Source organism: Pseudoalteromonas simplex, from assembly GCF_015278155.1.
In the GTDB taxonomy this organism is placed as follows: domain Bacteria; phylum Pseudomonadota; class Gammaproteobacteria; order Enterobacterales; family Alteromonadaceae; genus Pseudoalteromonas; species Pseudoalteromonas simplex.
In genome coordinates, this window is the sequence record NZ_JADILN010000001.1 from 54,446 (window position 1) to 68,310 (window position 13,865).

14 protein-coding genes are annotated in these 13,865 nt (G+C 40.8%); 8 read left to right on the forward strand and 6 right to left on the reverse strand.

All coding sequences use genetic code 11. From position 1 onward, the window contains the following. Positions 1–127: 127 nt before the first annotated feature. Positions 128–409: a YcgL domain-containing protein gene (locus tag IRQ78_RS00260; protein ID WP_054552050.1), complete on the forward strand. Its 282-nt coding sequence runs from the start codon at positions 128–130 to the stop codon at positions 407–409. Continuing rightward, on the forward strand, positions 402–1,427 hold the full coding sequence (locus IRQ78_RS00265; RefSeq protein ID WP_194441043.1) for a lytic murein transglycosylase: 1,026 nt from the start codon (positions 402–404) through the stop codon (positions 1,425–1,427). The genes IRQ78_RS00260 and IRQ78_RS00265 overlap by 8 nt, the downstream gene beginning before the upstream one ends. A 250-nt stretch (positions 1,428–1,677) precedes the next feature. Here the strand turns inward: IRQ78_RS00265 and IRQ78_RS00270 are convergent, their stop codons facing one another. Beyond that, on the reverse strand, positions 1,678–2,091 hold the full coding sequence (locus tag IRQ78_RS00270; RefSeq protein ID WP_194441044.1) for a hypothetical protein: 414 nt from the start codon (positions 2,089–2,091) through the stop codon (positions 1,678–1,680). A 224-nt stretch (positions 2,092–2,315) separates the two neighbouring features. Next, positions 2,316–2,873, reverse strand: a complete 558-nt coding sequence (locus IRQ78_RS00275; protein ID WP_138616669.1) for a GbsR/MarR family transcriptional regulator — start codon at positions 2,871–2,873, stop codon at positions 2,316–2,318. A gap of 250 nt (positions 2,874–3,123) precedes the next feature. Between IRQ78_RS00275 and adhP the strand changes: the two genes are divergently transcribed. The 5 genes from adhP to IRQ78_RS00300 all read left to right on the forward strand — a co-directional run bounded on the left by adhP (position 3,124) and on the right by IRQ78_RS00300 (position 6,188). Then, entirely contained in the window at positions 3,124–4,134 is a 1,011-nt protein-coding gene (gene adhP, locus IRQ78_RS00280) for an alcohol dehydrogenase AdhP (RefSeq protein ID WP_054563854.1), read from the forward strand. 351 nt (positions 4,135–4,485) lie between these two features. Continuing rightward, positions 4,486–4,740 (forward strand): hypothetical protein, encoded by a 255-nt coding sequence (locus IRQ78_RS00285; protein WP_194441045.1) that lies wholly within the window; start codon positions 4,486–4,488, stop codon positions 4,738–4,740. After that, a complete protein-coding gene (locus tag IRQ78_RS00290; RefSeq protein WP_194441046.1) occupies positions 4,741–5,205 on the forward strand; it encodes a hypothetical protein in 465 nt (154 codons plus the stop codon). Between the two features lie 120 nt (positions 5,206–5,325). After that, a complete protein-coding gene (locus IRQ78_RS00295; protein ID WP_194441047.1) occupies positions 5,326–5,739 on the forward strand; it encodes a hypothetical protein in 414 nt (137 codons plus the stop codon). After that, positions 5,736–6,188: a hypothetical protein gene (locus IRQ78_RS00300; protein WP_228482464.1), complete on the forward strand. Its 453-nt coding sequence runs from the start codon at positions 5,736–5,738 to the stop codon at positions 6,186–6,188. The genes IRQ78_RS00295 and IRQ78_RS00300 overlap by 4 nt, the downstream gene beginning before the upstream one ends. 315 nt (positions 6,189–6,503) lie before the next feature. Here IRQ78_RS00300 and IRQ78_RS00305 read toward each other — a convergent pair whose 3' ends face one another. The 4 genes from IRQ78_RS00305 to IRQ78_RS00320 form a co-directional block, all read right to left on the reverse strand. Then, the gene (locus IRQ78_RS00305) at positions 6,504–7,091 is read right to left on the reverse strand and encodes a hypothetical protein (RefSeq protein ID WP_194441048.1); all 588 of its coding nucleotides are present in this window, start codon (positions 7,089–7,091) and stop codon (positions 6,504–6,506) included. Beyond that, positions 7,088–7,780: an AHH domain-containing protein gene (locus tag IRQ78_RS00310; RefSeq protein WP_194441049.1), complete on the reverse strand. Its 693-nt coding sequence runs from the start codon at positions 7,778–7,780 to the stop codon at positions 7,088–7,090. Before IRQ78_RS00310 ends, IRQ78_RS00305 begins: the two co-directional genes overlap by 4 nt. A gap of 195 nt (positions 7,781–7,975) precedes the next feature. Continuing rightward, a complete protein-coding gene (locus IRQ78_RS00315) occupies positions 7,976–10,384 on the reverse strand; it encodes a TonB-dependent receptor (RefSeq protein ID WP_407681610.1) in 2,409 nt (802 codons plus the stop codon). A gap of 197 nt (positions 10,385–10,581) precedes the next feature. Continuing rightward, the gene (locus tag IRQ78_RS00320) at positions 10,582–11,850 is read right to left on the reverse strand and encodes a Xaa-Pro dipeptidase (protein WP_138600812.1); all 1,269 of its coding nucleotides are present in this window, start codon (positions 11,848–11,850) and stop codon (positions 10,582–10,584) included. Between the two features lie 147 nt (positions 11,851–11,997). Between IRQ78_RS00320 and IRQ78_RS00325 the strand changes: the two genes are divergently transcribed. After that, positions 11,998–13,821 carry a DUF885 domain-containing protein gene (locus IRQ78_RS00325; RefSeq protein WP_138600814.1) on the forward strand — a complete coding sequence of 608 codons (1,824 nt, stop codon included), beginning with the start codon at positions 11,998–12,000 and terminating at the stop codon, positions 13,819–13,821. Positions 13,822–13,865: the final 44 nt, after the last annotated feature.

Genomic DNA, 13,865 nt, shown 5'->3' on the forward strand with positions numbered 1-13,865 from the left:
ATTATTTAAGTATAAACACAGGCTGAACAAGGCATATACATTAAAAATCTAATCTATTTTTTCTAACTTATTATATCACTCATGTTATAGTGTGCGCCTTCGTTAAGCAAGATATTATAGGGCCATAATGCTAACTGCGGTGTATAAAAGTATTAAAAAAGCGGATACATACCTTTTTGTAGAAAAAAGAGATGATTTCTCACGCGTACCTGAACCATTACTAGAAACGTTTGGTCAACCTAAGTACGTGATGATGATTAATCTAGCAAGCCGTGAAAAGTTAGGTGTGGCAGACTTAGACGCGGTTAAGCAAGCGTTAATTGACCAAGGGTTCTACTTGCAATTACCTCCGCCGGAAGAAAATCTGTTAACCCAATTTAAAAAAGACAAGGGAGTTGAGAGTGATTAAAAAACTTGCCGTCATTTTACTCAGTGCTTCACTAAGTACTTCAGTATTGGCAGAACAAAAGACACAAGCTGATTTTGACGTTTACGTTGCAGCATTAAAAAAAGAAGCACTTGAAAAAGGCTATGATGAAGCCTTAGTTGATCAAGCACTTGCAACAGCTAAATTCAAAAAGAAAGTGATCTCAGCTGATAAAAACCAGCCAGAAGTAAAAGAAACCCTCGAAACTTATTTACCAAAACGTGTGCCGCAATGGAAAATTGACCGCGCGCGTAAGCTATACAAAGAAAGTCAAGAGGTTCTTGAAAAAGTAGCCAAAGAATACGGCGTACAAGCACGCTTTATTGTTGCACTTTGGGGCCTTGAAAGTAACTTTGGTAAAATCCAAGGTGGTCACAGTGTCATTGCATCATTAGTTACACTTGCTTTTGATGGTCGCCGCGAAACCATGTATAAAAACCAGCTTTGGGCAGCGCTTGATATCTTAAAAGAGGGTCACATTACCCTAGATAAGTTCAAAGGCTCATGGGCTGGTGCAATGGGGCAAACTCAGTTTATGCCAACCTCATTTAACGCCTACGCTGTTGATTACAATGGTGATGGCCGCAAAGACATTTGGACTACAGAAGAAGACGCCTTTGCTTCAATTGCTAACTACCTTAAGCAAGCAGGTTGGAACGATGATTTAACCTGGGGCCGCCAAGTTAAACTACCTGAAGGCTTTGATAACGCAAATATTCTTAAGCGTGGCACTAAAACACGCAGCCAATGGTTAGAGTATTGGAAAGAGTCAGAGCGCAGCCTTGCTGATTGGCAAGCAATCGGTGTTCGTAAAATGGATGGTAGCGATCTACCAAACGTTGATGTTACCGCCGCAATGGTAATGCCAGATGACGTAAACGGCCGTATGTACCTAGCCTACGATAACTACAAAGCACTTATGCACTGGAATCGCTCGTATTACTTTGCAACCAGTGTTGGTTACTTATCTGACCGCATCGGTTACCCAGCGATTAAGTAATTAGATACTAGAGCCTAGGTAACTAGGTAACTAGGTACTAGGTACTAGGTACTAGGTACTAGGTACTAGGGGATTTGCATAAAGCGCGAGTTTATCTCGCGCTTTTTATGTTAAATATTACTACTGCAAAAGATCTCTAAGTGAATTACTCACAAAGAGGCCAAGAGGCGCTGCGCTTAAGAGGAAAAATACAAAATTATTAAACTTTACTTGCTAACTTTGCTCTTGTAACTTTCCCCTCGATACAATTTTAAACCTTTACTTTGAGTGCTTGTTGCAGTGCCTCTACGTCTTTACAGCCGAGGTATATGTTTTTTCCGTCAGTTAAAGTTATTTTAACGGCTTGTCCAACTGATGCATTGTATAACCAGCCATCATTTAGCATACGAATGCCAATTCCTTGATACCACTTTGTTTTGTAAGCTGAGGCCTGTGCAATCTGAGATAATTCAACATCTTTGCTAATAATCCCAAACCCAAAATACCAACGTAGCTTTTGCTCATCTATTACGATTGTGAGCGAAAAGAACAGCAAAGTAACAAGCAGGTTTATCGATAATATAATTATTTTGAGGTCAGCCAGTTCAGGCGAGAAAATTATAAAGACACTAATTACTAATAAAATAATAATTAACGAGTAATTTATTTCTGTCTCTTTATACATAGCTTAATATCCATTTAAGTCAGAACGTAAATAAACGCTTAATTATTAGTATAGCAAAGGCAAGAGTAGTTATGACTATCCATTCAAAACGCGCTAAAGCACGGCCTACAAGAGAGCGCGCGAAACAAGTTTCACGCCTACGGTGAGTCCCGTAGGAACGGCTTCAGCCGTGAACCTCAAACATTCGGCGTTGAAACGCCTCCTACAAACTTTCCCCTAGCAATTTACTCACTTTTCCCCGGTTTTTTCAAAATCTTGTCTTTAAAATCAAGAACCTTACCAATGCCAGAACCTAGTTTCATTAGGCTTTGAAGTTGTTCAGGGCTTAAGCGTTGTAGCTCTGCAGACCATTTAGTTACAGTTTCAAGTAGGTCGTGAATTTCTTGCATTTGCTGCTGAGCAAAGCGTTCATCATCATTGTGGGCTTCTTCTAAAATGTTATCGCGAAGCAGGCTAAGGGTTGGGTCTATCTCGCGTTTTTTACGTTCTTCGAATACGCGGTTGGCCATATCCCAAATACTGCCAGCAGGGCCGTAGTATTCTTTACGGTCGCCCGGAATATGATGCACTTTAATTAAGCGCCAAGACTGTAGCTCTTTAATGCCCATACTTACGTTTCCGCGCGAGATACTTAAGGTATCGGCAATTTCATTGGCGGTCATTGGCTCTTTCGTAATGGTTAATAATCCACACATTTGACCAATGGTGCGGTTAAAGCCCCAACGGCTACCCATTTCACCGCAGTGCATAACAAAAGCTAAGTTTTTTTCAGATAGGCTCATAATTTTTAGTATTCAAAAATTTCAGAAATTAAATGCTAGCACGCTCGGGGTATAACTAAAAGAAATAGCCACTATGCAATCTGCTACTACTAAAGTGTAGATACGCCATTATTTAAATTTAAGTTATTGAATTTAAAGTGTAGTTTAATTAAATGCCGCAGTGATTAGCTATTTGATGTGGATCAATAATAGTGACAGTTAATAAGTTTATCGTATAGGCTGAAATCTAATAATACCATGGAGGAAGGTTATGAAAGCTGCAGTAAATAAAGAGTACAAAGGTAAATTAACAATCGAAGATATCCCATGCCCAGAGGTGGGAATTAACGATGTGCTAGTTAAAATTGCCGCGTGTGGCGTGTGCCATACAGATTTACATGCTTGTCATGGAGATTGGCCAGTCAAACCTAAAATGCCATTAGTACCGGGCCATGAAGGGGTAGGTACTATCGAAAAAGTAGGCGCAAACATTAAACACTTATCTGTGGGAGATCGTGTTGGTGTTCCTTGGTTATACAGCGCCTGTGGTCATTGTGAGTTTTGTTTAGAAGGTAAAGAAACCTTATGCCTTGAGCAACACAACACCGGTTATTCAGTCGATGGTGGTTACGCTGAGTACTGTGTAGCCCATGGCGATTACGTGGTTAAAATTCCTGAAGGATTAGGTTTCGCAGAAGCCGCACCACTATTTTGTGCGGGGGTTACAACCTATAAAGCGCTTAAAGTGACCGATGCCAAAGCGGGTGATTGGGTTGCAATTGTTGGTGTTGGCGGCCTAGGCCATTTAGCAGTGCAGTACGCAAAAGCGATGGGTTTTAATGTAATTGCCGTTGATACCGGCGAGAGCAAATTGGCACTGGCCAAAGAGCTTGGCGCAGACATCACCATAGATTTTATGAAGCAAGTGCCTTCAGAAACCATTTTTGAACAAGTGGGCGGGGCACATGGCGTTGTGTGTACTGCCGTATCAAAACCCGGTTTTGAGCAAGCTTATAAAAGCGTGCGCCGTGGCGGTAAATGTGTGCTTGTAGGTTTACCACCTGAAGATATGCCATTGCCAATTTTCGATACTGTATTAAATGGTGTGTCTGTTGTAGGCTCTATCGTTGGTACGCGTAAAGATTTACAAGAATGCCTCGACTTTGCTGCTAAAGGGAAAGTTAAAGCCATTATTGAAGAAAAACGCTTAGAAGATATCAACGATATTTTTGACGATATGCTAAAAGGCGATATCACAGGCCGAATCGTGATGACGCTTTAAGCTAAGTCAGTTAACGCTGTCAGGTTTGGTTGAGTGATTCAATTGAATCTGACAGTTTTCATATCTGTGGGATCAATAAGCTAACTTATTTCCCTACTACATTTTCCTTGGCAAAAATATAATTGCATATCTAGCCAAAGTTAGGTGTAATGATAACCGAACATATGCCGAGCAATGCAGGGAATGCTGAAATAATAGCTAAGCTAAAGACAACTAAATCATATCCCTACAGAATAAACAACACCAACCTTACACATCAAGTAGGTAGCAGCTAAGTCTATCAAGCGATTATGCAATACAAAATGCGTATCGCATTAATACCAAGATGTTATCTTAAAATAGGAAAAAGACATGACATTAAACAACATTACAACATTGGAAGACTTAAGAGAGTACTTGAGCAAACAGTACGAAGAGGAATGGCAGAATCTTCCTGTTGAAAATATATTAAATTTACAAAACGATATTTTGAGTGCGTTTGAATTGAGCTCAGAAGAATATTTTTATGCGGCTCCGTTGACTCCAGCAATGGAAGATCAGTCGGTGGACAAAACCATAATAAACACAAGCAAAGCGAAAGCGATTCTCGTGAAAAGGAAGCAATAAATGACGTTCAATATGGATATGGGTACTTTTGTGGTAGCTGCGATTGGGGCTTGGATTGCATTTAGTCAATTGAGAAAAATCAATGACCAGATTGGAATAGCAGTTAAAAATCAGAAAATGGATTCATTGAAAATTGTTCTCGAGATAGAAACTCAAATGAATTCAAGGAAGCTGGAATTTAACAAGGCTGCAAAATCGGTCAGGGAAGCAGACAATAAGGGCACTTTAGATGAGGGGGCTTTAGAAATCTTTCGGGATTATTTTAATACTACTAAAGAAAGCTACTTGAATTCACTAGATAGACTTTGTTATTGCATCGAGAAAGATTATATAAGTGATAAAGATTGGAGGACTGAATATAGAAATCTAGTGCGTGACATAATATCTGAATTTGAAGAAGATTTTGGTGAGGCATCACCATACAATAATATTAAAAAAATAAATAAAAAATGGCAGCAGTCATAGGTACGTCATTAAAAGATAACAAAGTCATTAAATTCGCTCTCACTGTTGCCGGACGCTCGTTTTTCGTGCCGTTTATGGCGGCGTTAGAACTACATAAACTATATCGGCATGGAATTATGAATGAGTAGTCGAATCGAGAATCAACAAATAATTGAAACGATACCTGTTCATGGATTGATATCCGGGGCTAGTATAGGTACTTGGCAGGCTGACTATCCATTGACTGCTTTGGACTTCGAGCATATCAAAAATGGTAAACCTGTAACATTTAATTGGGCTAATAGTATTTTGTTGGCTACTGTGGGTTTTGGTTTTAATATTTTGGCTAAAGGTGCAACAACTTTAGCAGGAGTAGAACAACAGGTTTACATTGGAGAGTGGATTGCATTAGGTGCAGGTGTCGCTATTTCCATCGTTCTATATTTAGTAGGTTTAGCTCTGCCCAACGACAGAAAACGAGTAATGAAAGATATAAAAGAACACTTTAATTCTGCTCCAAAACAAAGGCAAGTTGTGCCGGGAGAAAACGAATGATTTATACAAGAAATAATCTCCCATCTTCGTATCAGCCATACGACAAGCTAACTATCTGTAGTAATTCATTAATTGGAGGTGGTCATTTGGTTGAATTGGCAGGAGCATTACCTTTAATTATTGGTTATGGAGAGAAACCACAAGTTTGGCTACAAGCGGTCAGTAATCCTGAAAAAATGGAGTTCGTATCAGTCGTTGAGAATTCAGTTTCAAAGTTCCCTGCTGTTGAGGTTAAAGAAATTGATGGCTCAATAATTATTACTATTCAAGGTAAGCAAGTCTTGAAAGTTCGGAATGTATCAAAAAGTGAAGCTGTTGTGGAAAATATGGATCTTAGACCAATTGGTTTAAATCTCTATGGTGATGCTAATAACATGAATATGCCAAACGGTTCCTTTTCAGGAAATTCTATGTCAGGTGGAGGCATTTTATTAGGATTAGGTGGTTAGTAGTTCTAACAAGAAGTCGCTAAAGCAAGAATCGTAACTGTTGGCTCGGTGCCGCTTCGCTTCACATTTTAGCCAACAATTACCCGTCTCGTTGTGAGGCGCTTGCCCATAGAAATTAGTCAAATATAGCGACGACCTAAACGTTTCTGTCCAATAACAAGCCACTACTCAAACTCACTCTCCTTGCTCTCACTAAACAAAAAAGCGCGAGCCAACTAAGCCGCGCTTTTTGCTATCAATTCACAATTAAAGTGTGTAGCTAAAGGTTAATTTAGCATTACGCTCTTCACCTGGCATGCCGCCTAAGAACATTACTTAACTAGAAAAAATATTATTAAGCTCCTCGTCAATAAAGACACCAGTCAAATTGTTAGCTTCTACAGCAGATTTAAACTCATCTGTACAATATAAACGAGAACCACCGGTAAACTTGCTTTTAAAGACAGGCTTATTTTTTACATCGTCATTGATAAAAGCAATTTTAATATAATCTAGCGGGTAACCATCTAAATATTCACGCTCGCATTTAGCTTCATCTTCTTGTCCAAATGTACGCAAGTTAAAAATTACAATTGGTTCGCCATCAGCCTTTGTTTCAATGAACTCCCCTAAAGGAGTTAACAAGTCTTTTAAAACTTCATAGGCATTCATTCGAAGAGCAATAAATCCATCCATGATGCTGATATCATGGTTATCTTCTAAGTACTCAGGTAAAAAAGATAGCTCATACCCTTCAGGCCAATACTCCAATAAAGAGTCATTATTCATATGTATATCAAGTAGGAACATGCAAGCATCTTGATTGGATGGCAACTTAGGTTGTATTTTATCTGCGAATGAAAGTATATCCCACTCAACCATGTCGTAAGAATTAGTTACAGGCTTTAATGAAAACAGCTTCATGATTTGCCATCCCACTTAACATTTTTGGGTAACATAACGTTGGCTGGCATCATATGATTTTTAATTTTTATTTTTACGCTACGTAATGCATTTATAAAATCAAGTTTATTTACTTTGGTTCTTAAACTGGTAGACACCCACACTTCATAATTATGGCGGTGTAACCTTCTGTGCGAAACAGTATCAGGTGTAGCCCAATCATCTGATTTGTTTTTTTCAAAGTTTCTGAGCCATACCCCATTCGTCGGATCATTAATACCAATACCGAATGAGTGCATTCTTAAACGAGCGGCATAGGTAAGGCGCTGCAAATAGCGGCCCTTACCACATACAATATGATGAGCTTCATGATTTGAAGTTGGTTTCGGCTCACCTGCTGCTCGCAGAAACTTTGCAAGTTTTTCAGTTGGGTGATGATCTTCTTCTGCTAACTCCTTAACAGAAGAACTTTCACTTTTAGCTCGGTAAGACTCTAAACTTTGTTGTGCGATAAGCAAATACTCTAAACGTTTGCGTTCTTTTTGTAAGTGTTCGTAATCTCTTTGAAGCTTTTCTTTAGACGTAGCAGATTTTCGGCGTTTATCGTCATAGTGTTTTTTGGCTAGTAATTCATAATTATAAATAGCCATTTCTAAAGGGGTTGGGTTACTTGGTCGATCTGGCATAGGGTATTGCTGTAGTGGGTTCATCCTTAAATCCTTAAATTATCCATTTATGAGCGTGTAAAATAGCAAATAGAATTTTGCGGTGCAATTTTAAACGTGGCATATCTAATTCGCGAAACCAGTTAGTAGAAGAAACGCATTCATTTTTAACTGGGGCGTTGCACTAAAACAAAAAAAGCGCGGCTTAACTAAGCCGCGCTTTTTGCTATTAATTCACAATTAAAGTGTGTAGCTAAAGGTTAATTTAGCATTACGCTCTTCTCCTGGCATACCGCCTAAGAACATTGCTTTTGAGTAATAGGTTTTGTTAAACAAGTTATTTAGGTTTAACTGTAGTTTCCAATCATCTGTTTGGTATTGAATGGCGGCGTCGTAAACCGTGTAGCTAGGTACGTAGCCATCAGGTATACCAAACGAGGTTGAGTTTGTGCTGCGGTCATCAACATATTGTACGCCTGCGCTAATTGTCAGTGGCTCGGCTAAATCAAACCATTTAGCGTCATAGCTTAACCAGCTGCTTGCTGTTACATAAGGCACACCTTTTTGGCGAGTATCGAAAGATGATGAGTTAGGGTTTTTCTTATCGCGAGCGTCTTGATACACCGCGTTTACGTTAAGTTTCCACTGCTCGTTTAAATCGGCATTTAAATCAAGCTCAACACCTTTGGTTTGCTCTTCACCATCGTAAAAGCTTTTTGGTACTGAGGCATCAGATACACCGGCTTCGTACTCTGGGTTGGCATACTCAAGGTTGGTACGGGCACTATCAAATACCACAAGTGATGCCAGTAGTTGATCGTCAAAGGCTTTTACACGCATACCAATGTCGTTACTGACTGACTCGGCGTCATCGCGGTCTGCTTCGTTACCCGATACACTACCAAGTACGCTGTAGGCTGTGCGGCCTTTAGAGTGGTTTACAAAGAACGAAATATCATCGCTAAGTTTATAAGTTGCACCTAGGTTATAGGTCATACCGCTGTCTGATGTGTCTGCTTCTGGCGTTGGCTCGGCGGCACTAGCGCGGTAGCGCGCATCAACACCAAAGTGTTCGTAGCTTTGTTTAATACGGTTAAACGCAACACCTACACGGGTTGTGAAAGTGTCGTGAATATAGGCAACATGTTGAATACCCACACCCCAAGCTTGAACCTTTTTGTTGTAATCGCTGGTTTTTAGCGGGTCGTAGTCGTAAAAGCTGCCTTCGCCCCAGTTCGGGTTACGAATATCAAAAATGTAAGGTAATTGACCTTGGTAAATAACCTCTCCATCTTTGTTTTTAATGACCTTGTCGGCATCGTAAATTGAGTATTGTTTAAAACGAATATCGCGGTCTTCGTAGTTGGCGTTTACAAGTAGTTCGTTATCGATTCCGGCAAAGCTAAAGTCATAACGCAAGTCTGCAAAGTATTGCCATGATTTTTCGTCAGCTTCTACTTGGCGGTACTCTTGGCGACGCGCTGCAAATGGGTAAAGTACGTCATCAACCACTAAAGGAGCGCGCGGGTCGGCATTGATCACGCCATTACGGTTCCAATAAACATAGTTATAAGCACCCGTTTGGCGGGCAAAGCTCGATTCGTAATTACGATATTGTAATTGCTGATTTAAAAATAAATTATCAGTAATAAAGTAGTTATGAGTTAACTTAAAGCGCAGCTCTTCGCCTTCGTTATCATTTGCCATCGGCGAGATAATACCGTTATGACCAAAGGTGTAAGGAGTTAAGCCATCATTTGCTGCCAGTGAGCCAGCTAATTGTTGGCGTTGCTGTTCGGTTAGTTGCAGGCCTTGTGCAGTTGCGTCGTTAATTAAATCGGCGGCGGTTACTTCACCTGCGGTTTTGCCATTCACTGAGTCGCTGTTAAAAATACGAATAGGGTGGCCAATTGAGTCAACGGCAATGGCATCTTTAATATAAGCGGCAGAAATCATGATGTCTTGTTTGTCGCTTAATACGTATTTTAACGCGCCATAAATTTCATCACGGTCGTCTTTTAAGTCGCGGTAGCCATCGCTGCGAGCGGTTTTTGCGTTAACGCGATAAGCAAGGTTGTCGGTTAATGCTGCTGTGCTATCAAAGCCTAATGAGTAGCTATCCCATTGACCAAGCTCAGCATTTACCGTGTGTTTTTCAGTAAATTGCGGTTTCTTCTCGATTAGGTTGATAACACCACCTGCGCTACCCATACCATATAAACCTGTTGCAGGGCCTTTAAGTACTTCTACAGATTCAACATTGGTCATTGAGCGTGTAGGGTTAAAGGTGTTACCTAGGCCTGCACCGCCATACATGCCATCGTAAGTATAGTTAGCGCCTAAACCGCGGATCACTAAGTTATCACCAATACCGTAGTTGTTACCGGCTTGGGTTACACCACTGATGTTACGCACTAAGTCTTGTAAGTTAGTTGCGCCTTGCGAGTTGATAAGCTCTTGATCAACAACTACAACAGGTGCAGGTGTTTCCATTAGGGTCATATTTGACTTTGTGGCAAGGCCAGATTCAAGTACCACACGGTTTTGTTTGTCGTAAACGGTAATACGTTCAACTGAGTCTAAATCGTTGGCGTTTGCATTGAATGCGCTTAAGCAGGCTAGGGCTAAAATTGAATATTTATATGTCATGATTATAGGTAATTGTCGAAATTTTTCGGCAATGATAATGCGAGACATTTTCATTTCAAGTTTTATTTAACCATTATGAGTATTTTTTTAACCTAGATACATTTTTTTAACGGGTGTGTTTTTTGTTGGTAAATTTGTTTTCAAAATGGTTACATGAGGTGTGGTTGGCTTTGCAAGTGCAAAGCCAACATTGTCGCTTATTTAAAAACTTTACCGTCTTTCATTACAAATTGTACATCTTCAAGTACTGCAATGTTTTCAAGCGGGTTGCCTTTAACGGCAATAATATCGGCTAAGAAACCGCTTTTGATTTGCCCAAGTTGATTATCAGCTTTAAGTAGTTTGGCACTATTGATGGTGGCAGACTGCAATGCTTGCAGCGGTGTCATACCAAATTCAACCATACGCGAAAACTGCTTTGCGTTATCGCCATGAGGGTAAATCGCTGCATCGGTACCAAATACCATGTTTACACCTGCTTTTACTGCACGGCTAAAGCTATCGCGTTGCTTTTTAGATACTTGGCGTTCTTTATTGAGGTTTTCTTCTGCAACCCCGTTTTGTTCGCCAAAGGCAAGGGTGTACTCAGTGTTGTAAATATCCATTGAGAACCAAGTGCCGTGTTTTTTCGCAAGTTTAATGGCTTCGTCATCAACAAAGCTAACGTGCTCAACACTGTCTACACCGGCAACAATGGCCGCTTTAATACCACTGGTACCGTGCGCATGGGCTGCAACGGTTAGGCCACGTAAATGAGCTTCGTCAACAATGGCGCTCATTTCATCTTGGCTATATTGTTGAATACCGACTTTTGTGCCTTTTGAAAATACCCCGCCTGTAGCGCAAAACTTAATAGCATTAGCACCGTACTTAATGTTTTCCCGTACTTTAGCGCGCACTGCCCATGGGCCATCAGCAACACCTTCGGCGGTGTATTTCATTTCTGGTGGTAAACGGTTGTTATCACAGTGACCGCCAGTAACACCTAAAGACGGGCCAGCCGCCCAAATACGCGGGCCAATAATATCGCCTGCATTAATGCCATCGCGTACTGCAATCACGCTGTAGCCTTCTGCGCCTAAGTTACGCAGCGTTGTAAAACCTGCATACAGTGTTTTTTCGGCAAAGTGTGCCGCTTTAATTGCTTTACGCGGAATCGATTGACCAATTCGCTCACTACGCGGCACGGTAGGATCGCTCGTTAAATGCACATGCATATCCATTAAACCCGGCAGCAAAGTCAGTTCTGGTAATTGAATGTGCTTATCGCCGTCTTTTAAGTTTGGCTGTTTATTGCTTTGTACAGCTGTAATTTGACCATTATCTATACTGATAAGTGGTGATTTAATCAATTTACCTGAATTTACATCTACCATGGCTTTTGCCGATAAGTAGGTAGTTGCGTAGGTATTTAAAGAGGTTAGGCAAGCTAGGCCTAGGCTAATAGCAAGAGCTGTCTTTTTCATTTTTATTCAAAATTGGTAAGTCGAGCCGCCACTCTAGCAATCAGCTTACAAAGTGTAAATAAACTGCGATAAGTTGCAGCGATACTTGCTAAATAGGGAACTAAACCCTCATAATTTACGCGTACTTAATATAAGGGCAGGGAAAGAATGAAAAACGTAAAACTAGCACTACTTAGTTCGGCAGTGATGTTTGCATTACTTGGTTGTAATGAATCAACGCCAAGCAACGAAAAAACAACGCAGGCAGTAAGCAAACAAGCACCAAGCGCAACGTCAGCCACAGAGCAACTTGATTTATTACTAGCAGATTACTTTGAAGCAGGTTTAAAATTTAGCCCTGTTAGCGGCACTTACATTGGCCGTAGCGAATTTAACGATCAATTTATTGCACCCATTAGTAAAGCCAACCGCGACGAGCGGCTTAATTTTGTTAAAGAATACCAAAATAAATTAGCAAATATCGACAAAGCGCAATTAAAGGGTCAGTCATTATTGAGCTACGAAATTCTAGCGCGCGATTTAGACCTTGCGATTGAAGGTGCTCAATTTCCAAGTTACTTAATGCCAATTAACCAAATGGGCGGGGCACATAATACCTTTGCTGCGTTAGGCTCTGGGCAAAGTGCACAACCTTTTAACACGGTGGAAGATTATCAAGCATTTGAAAAACGTGCTGATGGTTTCATCGCGTGGTTAGACAGTGTTGAGCAATCAATGCGTCAAGGCATGAAAGACAAAGTGGTTCTTCCTAAACCGCTTGCTGAAAAACTATTACCGCAATTTCAAACTCATATTGTAGAAAAACCAGAAGAGTCATTATTCTGGGGGCCAATTGCTCAGTTACCTGAATCTTTCAGCGACGAGCAAAAAGCACAGCTAACAAGCGCGTACACGGCGATGATCAGCGAACGTTTAGTGCCTGCGTATCAAAAAATGGCTGACTTTTTAGCGAATGAATACATTCCAAATGCCCGTGAAAGCATTGGTTACAGCGACCTACCAAATGGTAAAGCATGGTATGAGTATCAAATTAAACAGCATACAACGCTTAGCCTAAACGCCGATGAAATTCATGACATTGGTTTAAACGAAGTATCGCGCATTTTATCTGAGATGAAAAAAGTCAAAGAGACTGTTGGTTTTGAAGGCGATTTAAAAGCGTTTTTTGAACACCTTAGAACCTCAGATGAGTTTTACTACGATACGCCAGAAGAGCTAATTGCTGCGTACGAAGCAGTAAAAGAAAAGATTGATGCTAAGCTGCCGCAAATGTTCGATATTGCGCCAAAAGCGCCATACGTTGTAAAAGCAGTTGAAGATTTCCGCGCTGAATCAGCTGCGGGTGCATCTTACCAGTCGCCAGCGCCAGATGGCTCACGCCCAGGTATTTTTTATATCAATACCTTTAATCTAAAAGCACAGCCTAAGTTTTTACTTGAAACCTTGTCTATTCACGAAGCCGCGCCGGGTCACCACTTTCAAATTGCCTTGCAACAAGAAATTGAAGGACTACCGCTGTTTCGTAAATTCGGTGGCTACACGGTATTTGCAGAAGGTTGGGCATTGTATGCAGAAAGTTTAGGTAAAGAGCTTGGCTTATTTACCGACCCTTACATGTGGTACGGCCGTTTATCAGATGAGCAATTACGTGCAATGCGCTTAGTGCTTGATACTGGTTTTCATGCAAAGGGTTGGACACGTCAACAAGGTATTGATTACATGTTGGCTAACTCATCAATGGCCGAAAGCGACATTATCGCCGAAGTTGAGCGTTACATTGCATGGCCGGGCCAAGCGCTGTCGTACAAGTTAGGTCAGTTCAAAATTCAAGAACTACGTGACTACGCGAGCAAAGAGCTAGGCGATAAGTTCGACATTAAAGCTTTCCATACGCAAGTTCTGATTGATGGCGCATTACCGATGCCAATTCTTGAAGAGAAAATTAAGCGTTGGGTTAACGAGCAAAAATAGCACCTTTGCGCGCATGCTGGCTTTACGCTAGAATGCGCGCTGTT